This is a genomic window from Flavobacterium sp. (assembly GCF_040383245.1).
Taxonomy (GTDB): domain Bacteria; phylum Bacteroidota; class Bacteroidia; order Flavobacteriales; family Flavobacteriaceae; genus Flavobacterium.
The window spans coordinates 44,037-67,744 of sequence record NZ_JBEIDX010000010.1 but is presented as its reverse complement, the minus strand read 5'-3'; the positions used below and the strand labels follow the sequence as shown (position 1 = coordinate 67,744).

Genomic DNA, 23,708 nt, shown 5'->3' with positions numbered 1-23,708 from the left:
GTTAGTTTACTATAACTTTCTTTACTATTTTATTTTCAAAAACATAAAACTCAAAATAATAAATACCCGAGTTTAATTCGGATATATCTAATGAATTTTCGTTTGTTTTATTCTTTAAAATTAATCTTCCAAATATATCAAATACAGATACTTCTGTATCATTATCTAAACTTTTAAAATAAATAATTTCGCTAACGGGATTTGGAAATAATTCAACGTCCTTTTTGTTTTGGCTATTAATGGAGAGCGCATTGCAAAAATCGAAAACATCAAATATTGGTAAAGGCATATTATTGCTTGAAAAATTGAAAAAACTCAAATTTTCATAAGACGAGCCTTGTCCCCATTTATCACAAAATGTTGAAGTTATCCATCCTGGCTCCCAATACAACACCCCTTTACCACCTGCATTGTACACAGTAGTTACAAGGTCATTAAAAAATTGTTTTTGGCCAATTGGAGTAATTGGGTAATTAAAATTACCATTTGAATTAATAATATTTGAATACCCATCGGAACTTGAAGTAGTCCATGGAAGACCAGTTTCAAAAATCATAATATCCTTATTGTAAGTTGTTTTAAGTGTATTAACTAAAGTTCCTAATTGAGTCAAGGAAGTGAAATTAGACCAATATGGATAAAAGGAAATTCCAATAATATCGAAGTTTGTTATGCTTTGACTAGTGAATAAACCCGCAAGCCAAGAAGCAGTATTGTCTGTAAAATGAATAGCTTTTTTTATTGAAGTATTATTTGAGTTATTAAAATCATCAACCGCAGTTAATGCACTATTAAATTTATTCGCATCTTCAGGCCAAGCCCAGCCGTCTGTTGTAGTATTTTCATCAATAAACCCCCAAGTTGTTTCGTTACCAATTGCAACTATATCAGGGGTTACATTGTTATTTTTTAAGGTCTGCAAAACAGAAGTAGTATAATTATAAATTGCATTTTGAAGCGCTGTTCCAGTTAGCCCAACCCAAGCTTGTGGTTTTTTTTGGGTGTTGGGATCATTGAAATAATCTCCATAATGAATCGCTAAATTGAGTTTCATTCCGTTTGCTTTAGCACTTATAAAACCTGCAACAACATCATTAATATCATTTGCAGAAATGGAACTTCCGCAATTACTTATAATATTTTGCGGCGTATGAAACAAACGCATTCGCACCATATTAGCTCCTTTTTGAGCAAATAAGGTATACGGATTTACCACAGCGTTATTTTGATCGCGATAAACTCCCCCATTAGCTAAGACTGAATTAGTATAGGATAAATCTGCCCCAATTGAAAAACATTGCGCCCTTAAACCCGAAGAAAAAATTAGAAATAATGCAATTATTTTATTCATTTTATAAATTTATCTGTCTTTTAGCCTCACCTACCACAAACGCAACTGAGTTAGCAATGTTAAAACTACGAATTAAACCCGACATTGGAATCGTTAAATGGTTTTCAAATTGCGCCAACACTTCTTGACTCAAACCAACACTTTCTTTACCAAATACCAACCAATCGCCATCTTGAAATTGTGCTTCATAAATAGATTTTTCGGCATGAGAGCTCAATAAAAAAACCCTTGATTTATCTTTTATTTGACCCATCCATTCTGCAACATTTTGGTATTCGGTAACGTCTAAATGCACCCAATAATCCAAACCCGAACGTTTTAAATTCTTGTCATTTATTACAAATCCGAACGGATGAATTAAATGTAACCTACTTTCAGTGCCTACGCACAACCGACCAATATTTCCCGTGTTATTTGGTATTTCGGGCTCAACTAAAACAATATTTAACATGTAAATTTATTAAACTATTAAACTTGAAAATCAATTACTTCCATTACTTCTCCTGCTTGCAAATTGTTTAAATGAATATTCCCAACACGAACGCGAACTAATCGCAATGTTGGAAAACCAACTGCAGAAGTCATTTTTCGAACTTGGCGAAATTTACCTTCATTTAGAGTTATAGTCAACCAAGAAGTCGGACCGTGACGTTCATCTCGTATTTTTTTCCTCTTTCACCAAACTCAGGAATCAGGTCTAAAATTGAAGCTTGGCATTTTCTGGTTATGTATTTTTTTCCATTAAAACCGATTTCCACTCCGCCTTTCAATTTATCAATTGCCTCTTGAGTAACTATTCCATCCACCTGCACATAGTATTCTTTTTCCACTTTTTTACTCCGCACCACTTCACTAATCATGCCATCAGTGGTAAGCAATAATAGCCCTTCTGAATCTTCATCTAAACGACCAATAGCCATTGTCCCTTGCGGAAAATCGTACAATTCACCGAGTAATTTTTTCTTTCGTTTCAACTCATAAATAAACTGAGATAAATATCCGTAAGGTTTATGAATTAAGAAATGTTGGTGATTTGACATGGAAACAATTTTGACAAAAATAGTATTAATCCTGCAATCAATTAGTACAATTTTTAGTATATTTACCTACTTATTTGATTAAAAAATGACGCCAATTACTTCTTTTTTACTACTCTTTTTTTTTTCCTTAGCCCTTGGTCTAATTTTAGGGAAATTTATTTTTAATGCTAATTCAAAATCTGAGAAGGCATCATTAGAAGAAAAAATAAATGGTTTATTATCACAAATAAATCAATTGAAAGAGCAATTTCAATTGGAACGCATGCAATTTGAAAAGCAACATGCAGCATCCATTGATGAAAAAGAAAGTATCCGAGCCGAAAAAGATTCTTTAGCCATTCAGTTATCAAAAAAAGAAACTGATTTTGAAAATCTTTGGGAGCGCAATAAAGAACAAAAGCAAGAAGTAGAGCAACTTCAGGAAAAATTCACCAAAGAATTTGAGAATTTAGCCAACAAAATATTAGAAGAAAAAACATCCAAATTTACAGAACAAAACAAGGAAAATTTGGTAAATCTATTGAATCCGTTACAAGAAAAAATTCAACTTTTTGAGAAAAAAGTAGAAGACACACACAAAGAAAGCATTGATTATCATGCTGCTTTACGTCAACAAATTGTTGGACTGAAAGAAATGAACGAGCAAATGAGCAAAGAAACAGTCAATCTTACCAAAGCATTGAAAGGTGATAGCAAAATGCAAGGAAATTGGGGTGAACTAATCTTAGAACGCGTGCTTGAAAAATCGGGATTAGAAAAAGACCGTGAATACTTTGTTCAAGCTAGTTTTGTAGCCGAAGAAGGGAATAGAGTTTTTCCAGATGTAGTAATAAACTTACCTGATGGAAAAAAAATGATTGTAGATTCAAAAGTTACACTAACAGCCTACGAGCGATATATTAACGAGGAAGACGACCAAGAAAAAGCACAACACCTAAAAGAGCATGTGATTTCGATAAACCGACATGTGGAGCAACTTAGTAATAAAAACTATCAAGATCTGTATGAAATTGAAAGTCCAGACTTTGTGTTGTTATTTATCCCAATTGAGTCGGCTTTTGCAATTGCCCTAAATGAGGACACTAATTTATACAATAAAGCCTTCGAGAAAAATATTGTTATAGTAACTCCTTCTACGTTATTAGCCACTTTACGAACTATCGACAGCATGTGGACTAACCAAAAACAACAAGAAAATGCTCTAGAAATTGCGCGTCAAGCTGGAGCACTTTATGATAAATTTCATGGTTTGTGGACCGATTTAATTACTGTAGGAAAAAAATTAGACGATGCAAAATCGGGGTATTCTGATGCTATGAACAAATTAGTTGATGGTTCGGGGAACTTAATTAACCGTGTTGAAAATCTTAAAAAAATGGGAGCAAAAGCCAAAAAATCGCTTCCAGAAAATATAATTTCTAGAGCAGAAAAAGAAGAATAATTTTCTTATCGTTTTTTTTTAATTTAATTAATCATTAGCTCTTCAACAATTTATAAGAACATTTGTTACTTATATTGAATAATATTTGATTAATTATTATATATTTGGCTTGAACATTATTTATTTATGAAAAACAAATACTCTTATTTAGCTCTAACTTTAATTGCCGCATTAATAGTAATTTCTTGTTCCAACTCTGATCAAGAAGAATATATAGATTTACCTGAAGTTTCTGTAAACTTGGCTACGGTTCCATATGCTAAATTATCCGATTATCATTTTTTTGAAGGAGAGATAAAAGCTCAAATTCCGGCTTCCAATGTGATTCCTTATGAGCCTGCAAGTGCATTGTTTTCTGATTATGCTCATAAAAAAAGATTTATTTGGTTACCAAAAAACACTCAAGCAACCTATAACGGAGACGACAATATTTTTGAATTTCCTGTTGGAACTGCAATCATAAAAACATTTTATTATGATCATGTTCAACCAAGCAATACGACAAAAAGAGTTGAAACGAGATTGCTAATTAGAAAATCAACCGGATGGAAAGCTTGTACGTATGTATGGAAAGCAGATCAAACGGATGCTTTACTTGAATCTACAGAAAATGGATTGCAAATACCCGTAACTTGGGTAGCTGATGACGGTACTTTAAAAAATGTAAATTATGCAGTCCCATCGCAAACAGAATGTGTTACTTGCCATAAAATTAACCCAAATCATACAGGCGAAATCACCATTCCTATTGGGCCTAAACCACAAAATTTAAATACCACTTTTACATACAGTACAGGTCCTGAAAATCAAATTACTAAATGGAAAAATTTAGGAATTCTAGGCAACGATGTCCCTGCATTATCAACTATTCATTCTACAGTTGACTGGAGAGATACCAGTAAATCACTTGAATTAAGAGCGCGTTCTTATATAGATATCAATTGCGCTCACTGTCATAGAGATGGAGGACATTGTGATTATACACCGCAACGATTCAATTTCAGCAATACTAATCTAAATACTTTTGGAGTATGCTTAACTCCATTATTTGCTGTCCCTAATAATCCATTTGTAATTAATGGCGGGGATGCTAACCGATCTGAAATGATTTATAGAATAAGTTCCACTGAGGCGTCAGAAATGATGCCGATAATAGGCCGAACTTTAGTGCATCAAGAAGGAGTTCAGTTAATGAAAGATTGGATTAATTCGCTTCCGGCAAATTGCCACTAATAACTAAAAAATAAAATGAAAAAAATTACTTTACTCTTCTTTTTATTCTGCGGAATTCAATTTTCACATGCTCAAGGAACTTGCGCTACTGCGCAAGCCATAACTGCTGGATTGCATACCGTTACCGAAATAACTGGAACAAACACTGTAACACCTTGTTATTCAACAAATGCTACAAAAGCAAATTGGTACTCGTACACACCAACTCAAAATTACACCGTCACAATAAGTTCAGATCTAGCTATTAATATTTGTAAAGACACTTTTATTAATGTGTATTCAGGATCTTGTTCAAGTTTATCTTGTTTGGCTTCAGATGATGATGCAGGTGTTATAGCGTGTAACAACGGTTCAAATACAAATTCATACCTTTCTGTAGTTACATTTATTGCATTAGCAGGAAACACCTATTATTTTGCTTGGGACAACCGATGGAGCGCAGCAAGTCCATTAGGATTTGATTTTCAATTAACTGAAGCTCCCGTTGCCATACCTCCTATTTCATTTACACCAGCATCAATTACTTCTAGCGCAACAATTTGTAGTGTAGCGGATTTAAATGGTGATTATTTAGACGATATTGCTACCGTACAAACCAATCAAATGACGGTATTAACACAGAATACAACTGGTGGCGGATTTACATCAACAATTTATCCATTACCAAACTTAACAGCTACTCCTAGCTGGAGTATTACAGCGGGGGATTTTGATAAAAACGGATACAATGATTTGGTTTTTGGAAGCGGAAACCGTGTTGCGGTAATTAAAGCAAATGCGACAGGTTCCGGTTACACTGAATTTGCTTATCCTCAAAATATATTTACACAAAGAGCGAATTTTGTTGACATCAACAACGATGGTCACTTAGACTTATGGGCTTGTCATGATGTGGCACAAAGTCATGCTTATAGAAATGATGGTACAGGAAATTTAAATTTTGACATTTCGTTAATGCCTACTTTAGCAGTTGGAGGTAACTACCAATCCCAATGGAGTGATCTTGATAATGATGGAGACATCGACATGTATTTAGCTAAATGTAGAGGTGGTGCAGCAGTTGGAGATCCTCAAAGAATAAATTTATTTTATAAAAATAATGGCAACGGCACATTTACTGAATCTGGGGCAGTGGCAGGAATTAACGATGGTGCTCAATCTTGGTCGAGTGCAATTGAAGATTATGATAATGATGGCGATATGGATATTTTATTATCAAACATATCCGACACAAATAAATTATACAGAAATAATGGTGACGGCACTTTTACTGACGTTTACAGCGCATCAGGAATCGATTCTCAAGTAGGCTCATGGGAACTTCAAGCAGCCGATTTTAACAATGATGGCTGGATGGATTTTTTATGGCAAAATAGCAAAGAACTTTATTTAAACAATGGCAACTTAACTTTTACAGGATACGATTTATCTTTTAGCGAAGGCGGTATTGGTGATTTAAATAATGATGGTTTTCTAGATGTACAATTTAATAATCAGGTTTTTTATAATGTGCCAAATGCTAATAATTGGATTAAAATAAAACTACAAGGAATTCAAAGTAACCGTAATGGAATTGGCGCGAGAATTGAAATTTATGGGGCTTTTGGAAAACAAATAAGAGAAATAAAAAGTGGTAATGGCTTTAGCCACCAAAGTACTTTAAATGCTCATTTTGGTATTGGAACAGAAACTGCAATAACTCAAATTATAATTAGATGGCCATCTGGAATTGTTGACACCATTACTAATCCAACAATAAACAATGCTACTTTGGTTGTTGAAGGTTCAACATTGACTCTAGAAGAATATACTAACTCTGAATTTAGCCTGTATCCTATTCCTGCTAAAAATGTATTGAATATAAAAACTAATAATGAGATTACTTTGAAATTAGCTAAAGTATTTGATTTGAATGGTAAACAGGTATTTGAAAGTAACATAACTTCAAATCAAATTCCTACTGAAAGTTTAAGTAAAGGAACCTACATTTTATTACTACGAGATTCAAATGATAAAGACTACAGTCAAAAATTCATAAAAGAATAAATTTAAAAAAAGTCCGAATTAATTCGGACTTTTTTTATTGACAAAATAGTAAAATTGTTCTTTAAGTAAATTATTATTTAAAATGCATTATCCTTGTTTTAGCTCCGCTGTAATTGACAAAGATGGAAATTACATTTTAAACTTGGGTGAATTTGGCAAACAACATATTTGGGAGGATGTAATTGAACTTACAAAATAACTTCTTAAAAACAATTGAATAGACCATTGAAAACTGCAACTTAGATACCAAACACGGTATTGAAAAATAGGGCAAAATTATAGGGCTAAAAGATATAAAAACAATATAGAAAAATAATTAGTCGTTTAGATAAATTATAAAAAAAAACTACATTTGAAATAAATTAAATATTGACAAAAAAAATCCTTAAAACATAGCCGAATTTAATGTGTTGATTTCTATTGTTTTAATGTTGGCAAAATAAAAATACGCAATACACTGCGTGTACATGAGTTAGGCGGCAGTTTTTAAGAGACCGCACTCTAATTGAAATCAAAATATTATTCATATATAAATTTTAAAAATGAAAAATAAACGCTCATTCTTGCAAACAGCAATTGGTTTTGCCTTGCTGAACCTATTTAGCTTTACGCTAATAGCACAACGAACTCCCATTGGAAACCTTTTGGTAGAGGGTGTGGGAGAAATTCCTTCGTCTATTTCAGAAAAGTTGGAGCAATATCAAAACATCCGAAGTGCAAATTTTGCCGATTGGGATGCTTCGGGAAAGGGACTTTATATCACCACCCGCTTTGCCGATGTGGCACAAATACACAATGTAAGTAAGGCGGGGGCATATCGGGAGCAAATTACTTTTTTTAAAGAACCTGTAACTAGCGTTTCCACTTGCCCCAATCCAGGAAAAGACGGCTTTCTTTACAGTAGGGATATTGGTGGTAATGAGCAGTTTCAAATCTATTATTGGAATAGAAAATACGGCACTTCCAAGCTTTTGACTGATGGAAAAAGTCGTAATGGAAGCTATTTGTGGAATAAACAGGGTGATAAAATAGCATTTACCTCTACCAAACGAACCGGAAAAGATTTGGATTTTTATATTGCGCCACTGGATAATCTGTCTGATACCAAAATGATTTTAGAAAATAAAGGTGGTGGCTGGAATATTGCCGACTGGAACCAAGACGAAAGTCGTATGATTGTCACAAACTATGCTTCAATTAATGAGGTAAAAGCATATTTATTAGACACCGCCTCAGGTAAAATAGAGGAAATCAATCCAACTGGCAAACAAATTTCATACGGTAATTTTATATTTTCAAAAGACGGTAAAGGAATTTTCTTTACTTCCGATGAAGATACAGAATTTAGGACTTTACGATATTATGATTTAGCGACAAAAAAAATGTCCAAAATTATTGACATTAATAATGATGTAGTTATCATGGAACTTTCGGAAAATGGTTCAAAACTGGCCTTTGTTATAAACGAGGGAGGTTATTCAAAATCTTATTTGATGGATACTAAAACCCTAAAATATTCCCCTCTAAATTTAGGGTCGCCAGGTGTAATTACTCAAATGAAATTTAACAAAGATAACAATCTAATTGCTTTTGGCTTATCAACACCAAGTCAAACCTCTGAAGTGTATGTCCACAATTTGAAAGCCAACAAAACAGAACGATGGACTTTTAGCGAAACTGCGGGTTTGAACCCTGAAAATTTTAGCCAAGCAAAATTGATTGAATATTCAACTTTTGACAAGGACGAGCAAACTGGCAAGACTCGAATGATTCCCTCTTTTCTTATTACGCCTAAAAATGCGATTAGAAAACTGCCAGTTCTCATAAGTATTCATGGAGGTCCCGAAGGTCAATCAACGGCAAGTTTCAATGCCTTTAATCAATATTGGGCAAACGAGTTGGGTATTGCCATTTTGGTACCAAATGTTCGGGGGTCATCAGGTTATGGAAAAACCTATTTAAAATTAGATAATGCTATGTTGCGTGAAAATTCAGTTAAAGACATCGGGGCTTTGCTCGACTGGATCGCCACTCAGCCCAATTTGGATTCTTCACGAGTGGCTGTAATTGGTGGTAGTTATGGTGGTTACATGAGCCTGGCCTGTATGACAAACTACAACAACAGGCTAAAATGTGGAATAGACTTATTTGGCATTTCCAATTTTGTTTCCTTCTTAAAAAATACTTCTGCTTATCGGGTGGATTTGCGAAGAGCAGAATACGGTGATGAGCGCGACCCCAAAATGGCGGAACATTTTGAAAAAATAAGTCCCTTAACAAATATCAAAAACATTACCAAGCCGATGCTTATTTATCAAGGTGAAAACGACCCTCGTGTTCCTTTATCTGAATCTGAACAAATGGTGGAAGCTTTGAAGCAAAATGGGGTGCCTGTAAGCTATATTAGAGCAAAAGACGAAGGACACGGAATTGCAAAAAAAGCAAATCGTGATTATACTTACACATCGATTTCTTGGTTTTTGAAGAAGTATTTGGTTGGGGAGTAAAACTTCTGACAGAAAAAAAACCGACCGCAAAAAATGGATTAGGCAAAAGTGGGGCTTGAGATTTATAAGAAATTGGAAATGTCTTAAATTAAAATTTTTAGTTATATTTGTTATGTAAGTGCAAAAAAACATTAGATTGAAATGGAAAATGTTATAAATATAACACCAAAAAAAAACCTACACTTGCAAATAACATAAAACAGTTCATAGTATATCAAAAAAAATGGAATGATAATTCCAAGCGGTTCTTTCAACAATAACTTGATCACTTACTACCAAAAGTCTCGTTATTTTATGAAAATAGTAGCCAAGTTGGAAAAGTTAAAGAAACTAAACAAAATTAGTCAATGAAGGCGTTCAACATTCAAATTATTGAAACTATAGTAATAGTAGTTTGCTATATAATTTTGTATTTTATTTTTAAAACAGTAATCAATAATTTTCTGAAAAAAACCCGATTGGAAAGAAGTAGGAGGAAAATGGCTATTAGATCATTACAGCTATTTTCGACAATCACTCTAATTATTCTTCTAACGGGAGTTTGGGGATTTAAACAAAATGAAATTGCATTATTTGCAAGTACAATTTTAACAGCTTTAGGCATAGCTTTTTTTGCTCAATGGTCATTACTTTCAAATATAACTTCGAGCATCTTGATTTTCTTTAATCATCCAGTAAAATTAGGAGATTATGTAAAAGTATTACACAAAGATTATCATTTTGAAGGAGAAGTGACAGAAATGAACTACTTTTTTGTGTATATAAAAACAAGCGATAACGAAATAATTACAATACCCAATTCTCATTTCTTTGAAAAATCATTTTCTGTTACTCAAAATAAAGGAAAATCTAAATAAGTTATTAAATGAGAATATTATTTCTAAATACTATTGTGTTTTATTATTCAATAAATACAATAACTGCACAGACTTTTGACCTTGGCAGTTGGAATATTCTGAACTTAAAATATAATCTTGACGAAAAATTAAGTTTTTTTGGAGAAGGACAAATGCGTTCATTAAAATTTTACAATGACTTTCACTATTATGAGTTTAAAGGTGGTATTAACTTCAAAGTTCATAAAAATGTAAAGCTAAGTTTAGGTGCGGGCAGTTACCAAACCTACAAAGAAGGCGGTGATTTTGTTTTACCAAAAAATAATAATGAATTCAGAATTTGGCCTCAGTTTATTCTTTTTCAATCAATCTACAAACTTAAAATAGAACAACGATATCGTGCAGAATTGAGATATACAAGTAATGGCTACCGCAACCGTTTTCGTTATAGACTTGGTGTTTCTTATCCTTTTGGAAAATTGCGAAATGAATACAAACCCTTTCAAGTTAGTGCAAGTAATGAACTATTTTTTACTGACAAAGAACCTTATTTTGAAAGAAACAGAATGTTACTTGCATTTAACTACAAACCATCAAAAGCAACAACTATACAAATTGGTTATTTACATCAGTTAGACTACAAAATAAATGATGAAACAGGTCGAGACTTTTTTCAAATTGGTTATTTTATAGAATTGTTCCGAACAACATCACAAAACACAATTATTGATTCAGATATAAAAGACAATTAATCGAAATAAATGACAAGTAAATTCAAAATACTCTTCATTTGAAATGAAAAATAGCGCTTAAAAAATATAACCTATCTTTGCAGTCACTTGAAACAGTTCAAGTAACTAATTATGACTTTCAGCGAATTAAATTTATTAAAAAACATACAGCAAGCCTTAACAGAAGAAGGATACACCAACCCCACTCCTATTCAGCAGCAAGCAATTCCAATTATTTTAGAAGGAACCGATTTAGTGGGTTGTGCCCAAACCGGTACCGGAAAAACAGCGGCTTTTGCAATACCAATCATCAACTATTTACACCGCTTAGTAGGCTCTTCTGCTAAGAAAAAAAACATACGCACACTTGTGGTTACGCCAACGCGAGAACTAGCCATTCAAATAGACGAGAGTTTCAATACCTACGGAAAATACACCAACATCCGTTCGATGGTGGTATTTGGAGGGGTAAGTCAGGTGCCGCAAGTAGACCAACTGAAAAAAGGAATTGACATCTTAATTGCTACTCCAGGAAGATTATTAGACCTTCACAAACAAGGATTTATTGATTTGGATCATTTGCATTTCTTGGTTTTAGACGAAGCCGATCAAATGCTGGACATGGGTTTTATAAACGATGTAAAAAAGATTGTAAAACTAACTCCAGACAACCGTCAAACGCTTTTATTTTCGGCCACTATGCCAATGGCAATTAGAGAACTTGCCGATACTTTTTTAACGAAACCTAAATATGTTTCGGTTACTCCGGTTTCTTCCACAGCCGAAACGGTGAATCAAAAAGTATATTTTGTGGGTAAAGAAGACAAACGCAAACTTTTATACCACATCATTCGAAACGACAAGATTGATAATGTTTTGGTTTTTACCAGAACTAAACACGGCGCAGATAATGTGGTAAAAGCGCTTAAAAAGAACAATGTCACTGCCGAAGCCATTCATGGCGATAAATCTCAAAATGCAAGACAACGCGTTCTTGATGCGTTTAAAAATAAAGAGATTTCTGTTTTGGTTGCCACCGATATTGCAGCGCGTGGAATTGACATTGAAAGTTTGCCTTTTGTGATAAACTTTGATATTCCGAATATTTCTGAAACCTATGTACACCGAATTGGAAGAACAGGTAGAGCAGGAAATAGCGGATTGGCGATTTCTTTTTGTGCCAAAGACGAACAACCCTATTGGAAAGATATTGAAAAGTTAATTAAAATAAATGTCAAAGTCGTAAATGATCATCCGTATCCTTACACTGACATTCCTGAAAATCCGGATGCAAAACCCGATTTAAGAAATAAGAAAAATGCACCTTCAAATTCAAGAAAATCAGAAGGTTCTAAAAAGAATAAAAAACGCTGGTATTAACCAGCGTTTTTTATTTATATACTTATCGAATTAATTTTTTGTATTTAATACGAGTTGGATTTACATCCCCTAAACGCTTGCGTTTATTTTCTTCATATTCAGAAAATCCTCCTTCAAAACAATACACTTGCGAATCGCCTTCAAAAGCAAGAATGTGCGTGCAAATTCGATCCAAGAACCACCTGTCGTGCGAAATAACTACAGCACAACCCGCAAAATTCTCTAAACCTTCTTCTAATGCTCTAAGGGTATTGATATCTAAATCATTGGTAGGCTCATCCAGTAAAAGTACGTTTCCTTCTTCCTTTAAAGTCATGGCCAAGTGAAGACGGTTTCGTTCACCTCCAGATAAAGCAGCTACTTTTTTGTTTTGCTCGCTTCCACCAAAATTAAAACGAGACAAATACGCTCTTGAATTCACCTGACGGCCACCCATCATGATTAATTCTTGTCCGTCACAAAAGTTTTCCCAAATAGATTTATTAGGATCAATATTAGAATGCGACTGATCTACATAAGCAATCTTAACGGTTTCCCCAATTGTGAACTCTCCGCCATCTGGCTCTTGTTCTTTCATGATCATTCTGAAGATAGTTGATTTACCGGCACCGTTTGGCCCAATAATTCCAACAATTCCAGCTTGTGGTAGCGTAAAATTCAAATCATCGTATAATAATTTGTCGCCAAAAGCTTTAGCAACTCCTTTTGCTTCAATCACATTTGTTCCTAAACGAGGTCCATTCGGAATGTAGATTTCTAATTTTTCATCTAATTCTTTCTGATCTTCATTTAATAATTTATCATAATTCTGTAAACGTGCTTTTTGTTTGGTTTGTCTTCCTTTCGCTCCTTGACGTACCCAATCCAACTCACGCTCTAATGTTTTTCTTCTTTTGGAAGCTACTTTCTCTTCCTGTTCCATTCGTTTCGATTTTTGATCCAACCAAGAAGAATAATTTCCTTTCCATGGAATACCTTCTCCTCGATCCAATTCTAAAATCCAACCTGCTACATTATCTAAGAAATACCTGTCGTGTGTTACCGCAATAACAGTTCCTGCATATTGCGATAAATGTTGCTCAAGCCAAAGAACGCTTTCTGCATCCAAGTGGTTGGTAGGCTCATCTAACAACAATACATCCGGCTGTTGTAATAACAATCTACACAATGCTACTCTACGTTTCTCCCCACCAGACAATACATTTATTGGCATATCTCCATCCGGAGTTCGCAACGCATCCATGGCAATTTCTAGTTTGGTATCCAGTTCCCAAGCGCCCGTTGCATCAATTTTATCTTGCAAATCCGCTTGACGATCCATCAATTTTTGCATTTTATCTGCATCTTCATACACTTCAGGCAAACCAAACATGTCGTTGATTTTATTGAATTCGTCCAAAATGGCTACCGTTTCGGCAACTCCTTCACGAACAACTTCAATTACAGTTTTAGTTTCGTCTAATTGTGGCTCTTGCTCTAAATACCCAACAGTATATCCCGGTTGAAAAACCACATCGCCTTGGTAATTTTTATCTACTCCTGCAATAATTTTAAGCAAAGAAGATTTACCAGAACCATTCAATCCCAGGATACCAATTTTAGCTCCATAAAAGAAACTCAAATAGATATTTTTTAAAACTTGTTTATCACTTCCTTGGTAGGATTTACTCAATTTTTGCATTGAGAAAATCACCTTTTTATCATCTGACATTTTATTGATTTTATATTATTATACTCTTCCTTTTAACGCATTAAACACCCATGCATTCGCCAAGAAACCAACGCCAACAGCGCCAAATCCCCAACCAGCCACATCGGCATATTTATAAACTCCTAGTCCAATTAAAATAAGACCCATTATGATCATAATAAAGGTGGCCCATCCTAAAACAGTATTTTTATTCATTCCCATAGTTTAATATTTAATTTGAGGTGCACAAATATCGTTATTTTAAATTTTTGCTCTAAATAATTAAGCAAAAATTTTCACCAACATTTCTTTAAGTAAATCATGATTGGATAAGGAATTAGCGCCAACCCCTTTGCTTTTAACATCTATTTCGCGCAAGGATGCCACAATGCTACTTACCTTTTTCATTGGATAATTTCGAAGCGCTATTTCATAATCCTTCATAAAAAAAGGATTCACACCAAGCACCGGAGCCGCTGCTCTAGGATCTTTATCTTTCAATCCGTGGTATTTTAAAATTTTCACAAAAAAACCAAATACCAAACTCACGGTAACCACTAAAGGATTGTCTTTTGGATTATCAGCAAAATATTGAGCAATCTTATAGGCTTTCAATTGGTCTTTAGACCCAATAGCATTTTGCAATTCGAATACATTAAAATCTTTGCTGAAACCAATATTGTATTCAATATCTTTTGGAGTGATGGTATGGCCTTTCGGCAAAATAATTTGAAGTTTATCCAATTCATTGCTAATTCTGCTCAAATCATTTCCTAAAAACTCCACCAGCATGGCATTCGCTTTAGGTTCTATTGCATATCCTCTACCTTGCAATAACCGCTGAATCCAGGTCCCAACCTGATTTTCGTATAATTTTTTACTTTCAAATAAAACCCCATTTTTAGCAATCAATTTTACTAATTTCTTTCTTTTATCGAGGGTTTTATATTTATAAGCCACAACTAAAACTGTTGTTGGTTGTGGATTTTCGGCATAACTTTCTAGTTTATCAATTGTTCGAGATAACTCTTGGGCTTCACGAACCACCACAACTTGACGCTCAGCCATCATTGGGTAGCGTTTTGCATTGGAAACGATATCTTCAATTGTAGCATCGCGACCATAAATCACTGTTTGATTGAACCCTTTTTCGTCTTCACCTAAAATGTTGTTTTCAATATATTTGGTTAATTTATCAATATAATACGGCTCCTCACCCATTAAAAAATAAATAGGCTTGATAGTTCCCGCTTTTAGGTCGTTAATGATTTTTAAAACTTCATCCATTTTTATCTGTTCTCTAAAATTCTTACTTTTGCATTATGCAAAAACTACAATTTCCATCGTATTCGTTTCGCTTCAAAAATAGTGAAAATAAAATTGCCATCTTCGATGAAATTCGTAAAAAATTTATTCTTCTTACTCCCGAAGAATGGGTGCGTCAACATGTAGTGCAGTATTTACTTCAGGATAAAAATTATCCAAAATCGTACATCAATATTGAAAAATTAATAAAAGTCAACGAATTAAATAAACGCTACGACATTGTGGTTTACCAACCCAACGGTGAATTGTTTTTACTAATTGAATGCAAAGCGCCCGAAGTAAAAATAACGCAGCAAACATTTGATCAGATTGCGCGTTATAATTTAGTTTTAAATGCAAAATACTTAATGGTAAGCAACGGACTAAATCATTACTTTTGCAAAATAGATTTTGAAAACGAGAAATATGTTTTTCTCGAAGAATTACCAAATTTTGGAGAATAGATTCAATGGATAAAAAAATTGCAGTTGTTATTTTAAATTGGAACGGAGCTAAATTGCTAGAGCAATTTTTACCTTCGGTGGTAGCTTATTCGGATGAAGCGAACATTTATGTGGCGGATAATGCTTCCACCGACAATTCGATTGCAGTGATTAAGGAGCAATTTCCATCGGTTAAAATAATTCAAAATGAAGGAAATTTTGGGTTTGCAATGGGCTATAATGTTGCCCTGCAAACTATTGAAGAACCGTATTATGCTCTAGTAAATTCGGATATTGAAGTTACCGAAAATTGGCTTAGCCCAATCGTATCTCTTTTTGATAACGAACCAATCATCGGAATCATCCAACCCAAAATTTTAGATTACAAAAACAAAGATTACTTTGAATACGCAGGAGCTGCCGGAGGTTATATTGACAGTTATGGCTATCCGTATTGCCGTGGGAGAATATTTGATACCATTGAAAAAGACAACCACCAATACGACGATGAAACTGAAATATTTTGGGCAAGTGGCGCGTGTTTTTTTATCCGAAAAGAAATTTTTAGAAAACTAAATGGCTTTGACCCTGATTTCTTTGCACACCAAGAAGAAATCGATTTGTGTTGGCGCGCTTTTAATTTGGGATACTCAGCAAAATATACGAGTAAATCAGTCGTGTATCATGTTGGAGGGGCAACTTTGAATCAATCGAATCCTAAAAAAACATTTTTAAATTATAGAAATTCTTTATTGATGTTGTTGAAGAATTTGCCAAGCAACCAATTGGTACCTATCCTATTCATGCGTTTGACTTTGGATGGAATTGCCGGAGTTCAGTTTATTTTTAAAGGGAAATTTGCCCATTGCTTTGCTATCCTAAAAGCCCATTTCTACTTCTATCATTTAATAAACTACACCTTAAAAAAACGAGGGACCATACAAAAGGAAAACTATTTTCACACGAAAAGCATTGTATTTAATTACTTTGTTTCCAAAAAACAGTATTTCTAACACTTCGTTAACAATAAATTAGGTTATTATTCAGAATATAACCACAAGAATTTGTAATTTTGTAATTGTAAAAAAAATATCACCATGAGAAAAGCACTTTATTTAATTTTATTTGCAGGGTTAACTTTAACTTCTTGCGGAACTAAAAAGAAAATAGCCGAATTAGAAAAACAAAACAAAGAGTGTAAAGATTTATTGAACTCAACTACTGTAAAACTTAATTTGTGTCTTACTGAAAAAGAGTCATTAAGTCAGCAAAATGAATACTTAAAGAAAAATAACACTGAGTTAATTAACAATGTAGGTAACATGACTACGTTAACTAAACAAGGTGCTCAAAACATAGAAAAAGCATTAGAAACAATTAAAGAAAAAGACCTGAAAATTTCTAGAATGCAAGATGCATTAACTAGAAAAGATAGCGTAACACTTGCTTTAGTTACTAGTTTAAAAGGTTCGGTTGGAATTTCTGATCCAGACATTAATATAAACGTTGAAAAAGGAGTAGTATTTATTTCTATTGCTGATAAATTATTATTCAAAAGCGGAAGTTATGTTGTGAGCGATAAAGCTAAAGATGTATTGGCGAAAGTTGCTAAAGTAATTAACGACAAACCAACTTTTGAGTGCATGGTTGAAGGTCACACAGACAATGTTCCGTTTACAGGAAACTCGGTTTTAATTGACAACTGGGATTTAAGTGTGAAAAGATCTACTGCAATTGTAAGAGTGTTAACTAAAGACTTAGGTGTTAAACCATCGCAATTAATTGCTGCAGGTCGAGGAGAATTCATTCCGTTAGTAGAAAATAAAACTGCTGAAAATCGTGCAACAAACAGAAGAACACGAATTGTAGTTTTACCAAAAATTGATGAGTTCTACGAAATGATCGAAAAAGAAATGAAAAAACAATAACATTGTAATTCAAATAAAAAAAACCTTGATTTCTCAAGGTTTTTTTTATGCTATAAAATAGCTAAATCACCTTTTCCTTCTCGGATAACTTCTGGTTCATTCCCAGATAAATCAATAATTGTAGATGGAACATTATCGCCATAACCACCATCAATAACCAATTCGATTTGGTTTTGCCATTTTTCAAAAATCAATTCGGGATCGGTAGAATATTCCAAAACCTCATCTTCATCATGAATAGAAGTGGAAATAATCGGATTCCCTAATTCTTTAACAATAGCACGGATAATATTATTATCTGGAACTCTAATTCCGACAGTTTTCTTGTTTTTAAACACTTTAGGAAGATTAGAATTCCCCGGAAGAATAAAAGTATACGGACCAGGCAAAGCTCTTTTAAGTAATTTAAATGTAGCGGTGTCGATTTGTTTTACATAATCGGAGATATGACTCAAGTCGGAGCAAATAAACGAAAGATTAGCTTTTTCTAATTTGATTCCTTTTATTTTGGCTACTTTTTCAACCGCTTTCACATTGGTAATATCACAACCCAAGCCATAAACCGTATCGGTAGGATAAATTATCAACCCACCATTTTTCAATACCTCCACTACTTTTTTAATTGCAGCTTCATTGGGATTGTCTTCGTATATTTTTAATAGTTGGGCCATTTTTTTAGTTTAAAGTTTAAGGTTAAAATTTACCTTTTGAAACTATTATCCAATCACGTCGAGTTTGGCGAAACGCAATAATAATTTCTTGATTCCTCCCACTTCAAATCGGATTTCTGCTTTTTTATCGGCACCTACTCCTTCCAGGTTGATGATTTCTCCTTTTCCAAAGCGTTCGTGCATTACAATGTTTCCAACAACCAATTTATTATCAAACAGATTCGAATTCGACCCTGCATTTTCTTTTCCAATTGGTTTTAATTTTCGAATTGCAGAAGCTGGAGTTGGCTCATCGCCATATTTTTTGGGCGGCGTTCCTGCAACAGGTTTTGCTAAACGCAACTTTGATTTATCAATGTCGCCAAAAATATCAATATCCATCATTGGTTTATAGCGATACCCTCCTGCATCAGCAGGATTTATATATTCCAAATAATCCTCTTTAATTTCTTCAATGAAACGAGAAGGCTCGCTATCTGTAAGTTTACCCCAGCGGTAACGCGACTGCGCATAGGTTAAATACGCCTGATGCTCGGCTCGAGTTAAGGCTACATAAAACAATCGGCGCTCTTCTTCAAGTTCGCTTCGGGTGTTTAAACTCATGGCACTCGGAAATAAATCTTCCTCCATTCCCACAATAAAAACATAAGGAAACTCCAATCCTTTCGCAAGGTGAATGGTCATTAATGCCACACGGTCGTCATCTCCGGTATCGTTATCTAAATCGGTTGCCAAGGCAACATCTTCCAAAAATTCGGATAATGCACCTCGAGCGCCATCAATTTCTTTTTGCCCTTCAATAAAATCTTTAATACCACCCAGTAATACCTCAATATTTTCAATTCGAGCAATTCCTTCTGGTGTACCGTCTTTTTTCAACTCCTGAATAAATCCGGTTTTCTTAGTTACATGATCCGTTAAAAACAAGGCATCTTGCGTTTCATTAATCACTTGAAAGCTCTTAATCATGGTAACAAAATCCTGCAATTTGGCTTTGGTACCCGAGTTTAATTTCAAATCGATTTTATCAATATGCTCCATTACTTCAAATATAGAACGCTTGTAATGATTGGCCGCTACCGTTAGTTTCTCAACGGTAGTATCCCCAATTCCTCGAGCAGGATAATTAATCACTCGAACAAGTGCTTCTTCATCTTTAGGATTTATCACCAATCGCAAATAGCACAAAATATCTTTTACCTCTTTTCTTTGGTAAAATGACAAACCACCATAAATTCGATACGGAATATCGCGCTTGCGCAAGGCATCTTCCATAGCACGTGATTGCGCATTGGTACGGTACAAAATGGCAAATTGGCCATTGTGCATTTGGTTCCGCATTTTTTGTTCAAATATCTCCCCGGCAACAAAACGTCCTTCTTCACCATCGGTTACACTGCGGTGGACTTTGATTTTGGGACCATTATCATTAGCCGTCCAAACCACTTTGTCCAGCTTGACTTTGTTTTTATCAATAATCGAATTGGCTGCTTCTACAATATTCTTGGTAGAACGGTAGTTTTGCTCCAATCGATACATTTTTACATTATCATAATCTTTTTGGAAATTCAAAATATTATTGATGTTCGCACCACGAAAAGCATAGATACTTTGCGCGTCATCTCCAACAACACATATATTTTGAAATCGATCAGACAAAGCTCTAACAATTAAATATTGCGAATGGTTGGTATCTTGGTACTCATCCACCATAATGTATCTAAAACGGTCTTGGTATTTTGCTAAAACATCAGGAAATCGGTTCAGCAATTCGTTGGTTTTCAATAATAAATCATCAAAATCCATTGCCCCCGATTTAAAACAACGGTCTACATAATTAGCATAAATCTCGCCCAATCGCGGCTTTTTTGACATGGCATCTTGCTCCTGCAACTCGGGATTATTCATGTACGCTTTTACCGTTATCAAGGAATTTTTGTAAGAGGAAATCCTGCTTAAAACTTGTTTGGGTTTGTAAACATCTTTATCCAATTGCATTTCTTTGATAATTCCAAATATACAACGCACCGAATCTTGGGTGTCATAAATAGTAAAATTGGAAGGAAAACCCAACTTATCGGCTTCACTTCGTAGAATTCGTGCAAAAACAGAGTGAAATGTTCCCATCCATAAGTTCTTGGCGTCGTTAGAACCCACAATATCGGAAATACGCTTTTTCATTTCGCGCGCCGCTTTGTTGGTAAAAGTCAATGCCAAAATATTAAACGCATCTACGCCCAAACTCATTAAATAAGCAATACGCATGGTAAGCACCCGGGTTTTACCTGATCCTGCACCCGCAATAATAATCATCGGACCGTCTTTTTGTAAAACCGGTTCTTGCTGCGCCTCATTAAGCTGATTAATATATTTTTGCATTCTAACTTTTTTGAATCTTCAAATTTAAGCTTACTACTCCTTAATTACAATATATTTTTAAGGTTAATTCTTTATATTTGTCAACAATTAATATACAAATAAAAAATGAATACTGATAAAATTATTGAATTGGCTTTTTACACACTTCCTGCTTTAATAACTGGAGCTGTAGCTTATTATTTTTTTCAAATGCATACGCAAAACGAAGACAATAAAAGACGTTTTGCACTTCAAAAAGAAAACCAAAAACAAGCGTTACCAATAAAACTTCAGGCGTATGAAAGATTGTCACTTTTATTAGAACGCATCAATTCAACAAAATTAGTATTGCGAATTGCGCCACTTTCAGAGGACAAATTAGCATATCAAAATTTACTTATTCAAAATATCGAACAAGAATTTGATCACAATTTAACCCAACAAATTTATGTTTCGGATGAATGTTGGACAATGCTCATTTCTGCAAAAAACACCACCATTCAAAATATTAGAAAAGCAACTTTAGACGCAGCTAATACCAACTCCAAAGAATTAAGAGAAGCTATAATTACTAATTCTCTAGAAGGAGAATCGGTAAATAATTTGGCTTTAGGATACTTAAAATCAGAAGTAAAAGAGTTTTTGTAAAATTACTTTTCATCCAACAAACGCTGCAACTGAATTTTTTCTAGTTCGGGCAAATCATTAAAATAGGAACTAAATAATTCTCGATATCCTTCTTTTTTCAATAAAGTACGAATGGTATCGCGTGCATACTTTACCAATTGCCATTTAGGATGAATCATTGCATTGACTAAGTTTTTTAGCACTTTATTATTTTTGGGCTCCATAAACAACGTACTTTCAAAGGCATTTTGCCGAACGTTACTTTCAAACTTAGGCGAAGTGTACTCCAACAACTCATAAAAATACTGTGAATATTGCGCTGAATTGGCAGTGGAATAATTGAAATCTATGTAATACGAAAGAAATAAAATTCGCAATCCTTTATCGTTTTTACCCAACCAATTTTTAGCCAGTTCCAAATAATTGGCTCTTTTTTCGGGATAATTTTTATACAAATTCACAAAAGCTACTTCTTTTGTATCATAAGAATTATCTAGCAATAACGATTCGTATTCGGTTAAAAAGGAACCCGGAATAGTTGCAACTGTTTCCGCTACCGATTGCCGCACTTCCACCTCATTGGTTTGCATTGCTAATCGCAACAATGCTTCTTTTTCATTAAAAGGAACGGCTTCAATTTGATTTATAATTTCTTTTTTCAATCCATAAAAGGCATTCGATTTCATGACCTCTGAGAAAAAGGGTTCTTTGTCTTTAAAGGATTTGCTTTTTTGTGCTTGAATTTCAAATAGCATTCGGATGCTTTCATTTTTCTTTAACAACGCGTTGGCTTGATCGGTTTGAAAACGATACTCCTCAAGCCATTCTTTTTGAAATTTTACAATATCAAAGTCAGAAACCGCAGCAATTTCACTCAAGAAATCAGCCGTTTCCACATTTTTAAATTGGTGCTTTTTTAAATATTTCTTTACCGCTTTTTGAAACGCTTCTTTCCCAATTGCTTCCCGAATGACATGCAAGGCCCAAGCTCCTTTTTGATAAAACGAAAATGAACTCGCCTTCTCATTTAGAATAGGAATCGTATCCGTCTTTGCCGCTTTTCGGAGTTGTAACGCATTTCGGTATAGCGCATTATAAAAGTAATCCTCGCCAAAAATTTCGCGTTCAGCCAATAAGGCATAATAGGTTGCAAACCCTTCTTGTAACCAATGGTGCTTACCAGATTTTGCCGTTACCATGTCGCCAAACCATTGGTGCGCCAATTCGTGGGCACTCACATTAATATAATTTCGATCGTTAAAACCCGATTCATCCACCACAAAATCTTGAGCGAATAATGTTGAAGTTGTATTCTCCATTCCGGCATAAAGAAAATCTTCAACCGGAATTTGGCGGTAAATTTTCCAAGGATACTTCACCCCAATTTCTTTTTCGAGGTAATCAAAAATGGTTTTAGATTCTTTATAAGTATATTGGTATTTATCGGCGTCAACTGGTTTATAATAGTTTTCAATAGCAATTCCCGATTTGGAAGTTTCCGTTTGGTGTTCAAATTTTCCTATGGCCAACATCACCAAATAAGAAGCCATTGGTTTTTTCATTTCAAAATTCCAAGTGGAATTGTTGAAATTTGGAATTCCATTTTGTTTAGAATCCCTTCCTTTATAAATTCCATTGGAGACCACTGCAAAATTAGCATCGTAATTTACCGAAATGTTAAAAACAACTTTCTCATTCACATCATCAAAACTCGGCAACCAATGGCTCGTATACTTGCCCTGCCCTTGCGTCCAGATTTGTTGGCCTTCACCAATTCCTACAAAATACAGGGTTTGCTTAGGCATAGCTTTATATAAAAAGGAAACTTCATTAGTTCCTTTTTTATAGCCTTCAAATAAAACCAATTCGTTCTTGTTGTTTTTATAATTAACCGGATTTCCATTGATAGTCACATTCGAAAAATACATGTTTTTGGCATCTATTCGAATGGAATCGATTTCTGAAAGCACTTTGAATTGATAGGTAATCGTTCCATCTATTGTTTTATTCTCAAAATGAGGAGCTACCAGAGCGTTACATTTGATAAAATCAACTTTGCTAATTTGCTGCGCAAGCGAAAAAAAAGGAAGTAAAAAGAAAATCAGTTTATTCATTTAGTAC

General features: G+C 34.2%; 19 protein-coding genes and 1 pseudogene. 11 read left to right on the top strand and 9 right to left on the bottom strand.

The window, feature by feature from the left end:
- Position 1: 1 nt before the first annotated feature.
- The 3 genes and pseudogenes from ABWO08_RS06075 to ABWO08_RS06065 all read right to left on the bottom strand — a co-directional run bounded on the left by ABWO08_RS06075 (position 2) and on the right by ABWO08_RS06065 (position 2,391).
- On the bottom strand, positions 2–1,351 hold the full coding sequence (locus ABWO08_RS06075; RefSeq protein WP_353084321.1) for a glycosyl hydrolase 53 family protein: 1,350 nt from the start codon (positions 1,349–1,351) through the stop codon (positions 2–4).
- Between the two features lies 1 nt (position 1,352).
- The gene (locus ABWO08_RS06070) at positions 1,353–1,802 is read right to left on the bottom strand and encodes a tRNA (cytidine(34)-2'-O)-methyltransferase (protein WP_353084319.1); all 450 of its coding nucleotides are present in this window, start codon (positions 1,800–1,802) and stop codon (positions 1,353–1,355) included.
- A gap of 17 nt (positions 1,803–1,819) precedes the next feature.
- Positions 1,820–2,391: pseudogene (locus tag ABWO08_RS06065) on the bottom strand (pseudouridine synthase).
- 85 nt (positions 2,392–2,476) lie between these two features.
- On the opposite strand from ABWO08_RS06065, the gene ABWO08_RS06060 reads away from it, so the two are divergent.
- The 7 genes from ABWO08_RS06060 (at position 2,477) to ABWO08_RS06030 (ending at position 12,565) form a co-directional block, all read left to right on the top strand.
- Positions 2,477–3,832 (top strand): DNA recombination protein RmuC, encoded by a 1,356-nt coding sequence (locus tag ABWO08_RS06060; protein WP_353084318.1) that lies wholly within the window; start codon positions 2,477–2,479, stop codon positions 3,830–3,832.
- Between the two features lie 126 nt (positions 3,833–3,958).
- Positions 3,959–5,065 (top strand): hypothetical protein, encoded by a 1,107-nt coding sequence (locus ABWO08_RS06055; protein ID WP_353084316.1) that lies wholly within the window; start codon positions 3,959–3,961, stop codon positions 5,063–5,065.
- A gap of 15 nt (positions 5,066–5,080) precedes the next feature.
- Positions 5,081–7,111 carry an FG-GAP-like repeat-containing protein gene (locus ABWO08_RS06050; protein WP_353084313.1) on the top strand — a complete coding sequence of 677 codons (2,031 nt, stop codon included), beginning with the start codon at positions 5,081–5,083 and terminating at the stop codon, positions 7,109–7,111.
- Positions 7,112–7,653: 542 nt separating this feature from the next.
- Positions 7,654–9,618: a S9 family peptidase gene (locus ABWO08_RS06045; protein ID WP_353084311.1), complete on the top strand. Its 1,965-nt coding sequence runs from the start codon at positions 7,654–7,656 to the stop codon at positions 9,616–9,618.
- 479 nt (positions 9,619–10,097) lie between these two features.
- Positions 10,098–10,475, top strand: coding sequence for a mechanosensitive ion channel domain-containing protein (locus ABWO08_RS06040; protein WP_353084310.1), 378 nt, complete (start codon positions 10,098–10,100; stop codon positions 10,473–10,475).
- Positions 10,476–10,483: 8 nt separating this feature from the next.
- The gene (locus ABWO08_RS06035; protein ID WP_353084308.1) at positions 10,484–11,206 is read left to right on the top strand and encodes a DUF2490 domain-containing protein; all 723 of its coding nucleotides are present in this window, start codon (positions 10,484–10,486) and stop codon (positions 11,204–11,206) included.
- Between the two features lie 111 nt (positions 11,207–11,317).
- Positions 11,318–12,565, top strand: coding sequence for a DEAD/DEAH box helicase (locus ABWO08_RS06030; RefSeq protein ID WP_353084306.1), 1,248 nt, complete (start codon positions 11,318–11,320; stop codon positions 12,563–12,565).
- A gap of 22 nt (positions 12,566–12,587) precedes the next feature.
- Here ABWO08_RS06030 and ettA read toward each other — a convergent pair whose 3' ends face one another.
- Genes ettA through holA form a run of 3 tightly spaced genes read right to left on the bottom strand, consistent with a single transcriptional unit; the run spans position 12,588 to position 15,542 of the window.
- The gene (gene ettA, locus ABWO08_RS06025) at positions 12,588–14,276 is read right to left on the bottom strand and encodes an energy-dependent translational throttle protein EttA (RefSeq protein WP_353084305.1); all 1,689 of its coding nucleotides are present in this window, start codon (positions 14,274–14,276) and stop codon (positions 12,588–12,590) included.
- A gap of 18 nt (positions 14,277–14,294) precedes the next feature.
- Positions 14,295–14,477, bottom strand: a complete 183-nt coding sequence (locus ABWO08_RS06020; protein ID WP_353084304.1) for a CAL67264 family membrane protein — start codon at positions 14,475–14,477, stop codon at positions 14,295–14,297.
- Between the two features lie 60 nt (positions 14,478–14,537).
- A complete protein-coding gene (holA, locus tag ABWO08_RS06015) occupies positions 14,538–15,542 on the bottom strand; it encodes a DNA polymerase III subunit delta (RefSeq protein ID WP_353084302.1) in 1,005 nt (334 codons plus the stop codon).
- Between the two features lie 35 nt (positions 15,543–15,577).
- Between holA and ABWO08_RS06010 the strand changes: the two genes are divergently transcribed.
- The 3 genes from ABWO08_RS06010 to ABWO08_RS06000 all read left to right on the top strand — a co-directional run bounded on the left by ABWO08_RS06010 (position 15,578) and on the right by ABWO08_RS06000 (position 17,931).
- Entirely contained in the window at positions 15,578–16,024 is a 447-nt protein-coding gene (locus tag ABWO08_RS06010) for a type I restriction enzyme HsdR N-terminal domain-containing protein (RefSeq protein WP_353084301.1), read from the top strand.
- Between the two features lie 5 nt (positions 16,025–16,029).
- Positions 16,030–17,016, top strand: coding sequence for a glycosyltransferase family 2 protein (locus tag ABWO08_RS06005; protein ID WP_353084299.1), 987 nt, complete (start codon positions 16,030–16,032; stop codon positions 17,014–17,016).
- 84 nt (positions 17,017–17,100) lie between these two features.
- Positions 17,101–17,931 carry an OmpA/MotB family protein gene (locus tag ABWO08_RS06000; protein WP_353084297.1) on the top strand — a complete coding sequence of 277 codons (831 nt, stop codon included), beginning with the start codon at positions 17,101–17,103 and terminating at the stop codon, positions 17,929–17,931.
- Between the two features lie 50 nt (positions 17,932–17,981).
- On the opposite strand, the gene ABWO08_RS05995 is transcribed toward ABWO08_RS06000, so the two are convergent.
- Both ABWO08_RS05995 and ABWO08_RS05990 read right to left on the bottom strand, forming a co-directional pair.
- Positions 17,982–18,602, bottom strand: coding sequence for an L-threonylcarbamoyladenylate synthase (locus ABWO08_RS05995; protein WP_353084295.1), 621 nt, complete (start codon positions 18,600–18,602; stop codon positions 17,982–17,984).
- Positions 18,603–18,647: 45 nt separating this feature from the next.
- Entirely contained in the window at positions 18,648–20,981 is a 2,334-nt protein-coding gene (locus ABWO08_RS05990) for an ATP-dependent helicase (RefSeq protein ID WP_353084294.1), read from the bottom strand.
- Between the two features lie 105 nt (positions 20,982–21,086).
- Between ABWO08_RS05990 and ABWO08_RS05985 the strand changes: the two genes are divergently transcribed.
- Positions 21,087–21,608 carry a DUF7935 family protein gene (locus ABWO08_RS05985; protein WP_353084292.1) on the top strand — a complete coding sequence of 174 codons (522 nt, stop codon included), beginning with the start codon at positions 21,087–21,089 and terminating at the stop codon, positions 21,606–21,608.
- Positions 21,609–21,610: 2 nt separating this feature from the next.
- On the opposite strand, the gene ABWO08_RS05980 is transcribed toward ABWO08_RS05985, so the two are convergent.
- A complete protein-coding gene (locus ABWO08_RS05980) occupies positions 21,611–23,701 on the bottom strand; it encodes a M1 family metallopeptidase (RefSeq protein WP_353084290.1) in 2,091 nt (696 codons plus the stop codon).
- Between the last annotated feature and the right edge of the window lie 7 nt (positions 23,702–23,708).

What these genes read in the sequence shown, in the direction of transcription:
- ABWO08_RS06010 (WP_353084301.1), top strand. Translation starts at nt 15,578, where the DNA reads ATGCAAAAACTACAATTTCCATCGTATTCGTTTCGCTTCAAAAATAGT.
- ABWO08_RS06060 (WP_353084318.1), top strand. Translation starts at nt 2,477, where the DNA reads ATGACGCCAATTACTTCTTTTTTACTACTCTTTTTTTTTTCCTTAGCC.
- ABWO08_RS06045 (WP_353084311.1), top strand. Translation starts at nt 7,654, where the DNA reads ATGAAAAATAAACGCTCATTCTTGCAAACAGCAATTGGTTTTGCCTTG.
- ABWO08_RS06000 (WP_353084297.1), top strand. Translation starts at nt 17,101, where the DNA reads ATGAGAAAAGCACTTTATTTAATTTTATTTGCAGGGTTAACTTTAACT.
- ABWO08_RS06075 (WP_353084321.1), bottom strand. Translation starts at nt 1,351, where the DNA reads ATGAATAAAATAATTGCATTATTTCTAATTTTTTCTTCGGGTTTAAGG.
- holA (WP_353084302.1), bottom strand. Translation starts at nt 15,542, where the DNA reads ATGGATGAAGTTTTAAAAATCATTAACGACCTAAAAGCGGGAACTATC.
- ABWO08_RS05990 (WP_353084294.1), bottom strand. Translation starts at nt 20,981, where the DNA reads ATGCAAAAATATATTAATCAGCTTAATGAGGCGCAGCAAGAACCGGTT.
- ABWO08_RS05980 (WP_353084290.1), bottom strand. Translation starts at nt 23,701, where the DNA reads ATGAATAAACTGATTTTCTTTTTACTTCCTTTTTTTTCGCTTGCGCAG.
- ABWO08_RS06055 (WP_353084316.1), top strand. Translation starts at nt 3,959, where the DNA reads ATGAAAAACAAATACTCTTATTTAGCTCTAACTTTAATTGCCGCATTA.
- ABWO08_RS06020 (WP_353084304.1), bottom strand. Translation starts at nt 14,477, where the DNA reads ATGGGAATGAATAAAAATACTGTTTTAGGATGGGCCACCTTTATTATG.
- ettA (WP_353084305.1), bottom strand. Translation starts at nt 14,276, where the DNA reads ATGTCAGATGATAAAAAGGTGATTTTCTCAATGCAAAAATTGAGTAAA.
- ABWO08_RS06030 (WP_353084306.1), top strand. Translation starts at nt 11,318, where the DNA reads ATGACTTTCAGCGAATTAAATTTATTAAAAAACATACAGCAAGCCTTA.
- ABWO08_RS06035 (WP_353084308.1), top strand. Translation starts at nt 10,484, where the DNA reads ATGAGAATATTATTTCTAAATACTATTGTGTTTTATTATTCAATAAAT.
- ABWO08_RS06040 (WP_353084310.1), top strand. Translation starts at nt 10,098, where the DNA reads ATGGCTATTAGATCATTACAGCTATTTTCGACAATCACTCTAATTATT.
- ABWO08_RS06070 (WP_353084319.1), bottom strand. Translation starts at nt 1,802, where the DNA reads ATGTTAAATATTGTTTTAGTTGAGCCCGAAATACCAAATAACACGGGA.
- ABWO08_RS05995 (WP_353084295.1), bottom strand. Translation starts at nt 18,602, where the DNA reads ATGGCCCAACTATTAAAAATATACGAAGACAATCCCAATGAAGCTGCA.
- ABWO08_RS06050 (WP_353084313.1), top strand. Translation starts at nt 5,081, where the DNA reads ATGAAAAAAATTACTTTACTCTTCTTTTTATTCTGCGGAATTCAATTT.
- ABWO08_RS05985 (WP_353084292.1), top strand. Translation starts at nt 21,087, where the DNA reads ATGAATACTGATAAAATTATTGAATTGGCTTTTTACACACTTCCTGCT.
- ABWO08_RS06005 (WP_353084299.1), top strand. Translation starts at nt 16,030, where the DNA reads ATGGATAAAAAAATTGCAGTTGTTATTTTAAATTGGAACGGAGCTAAA.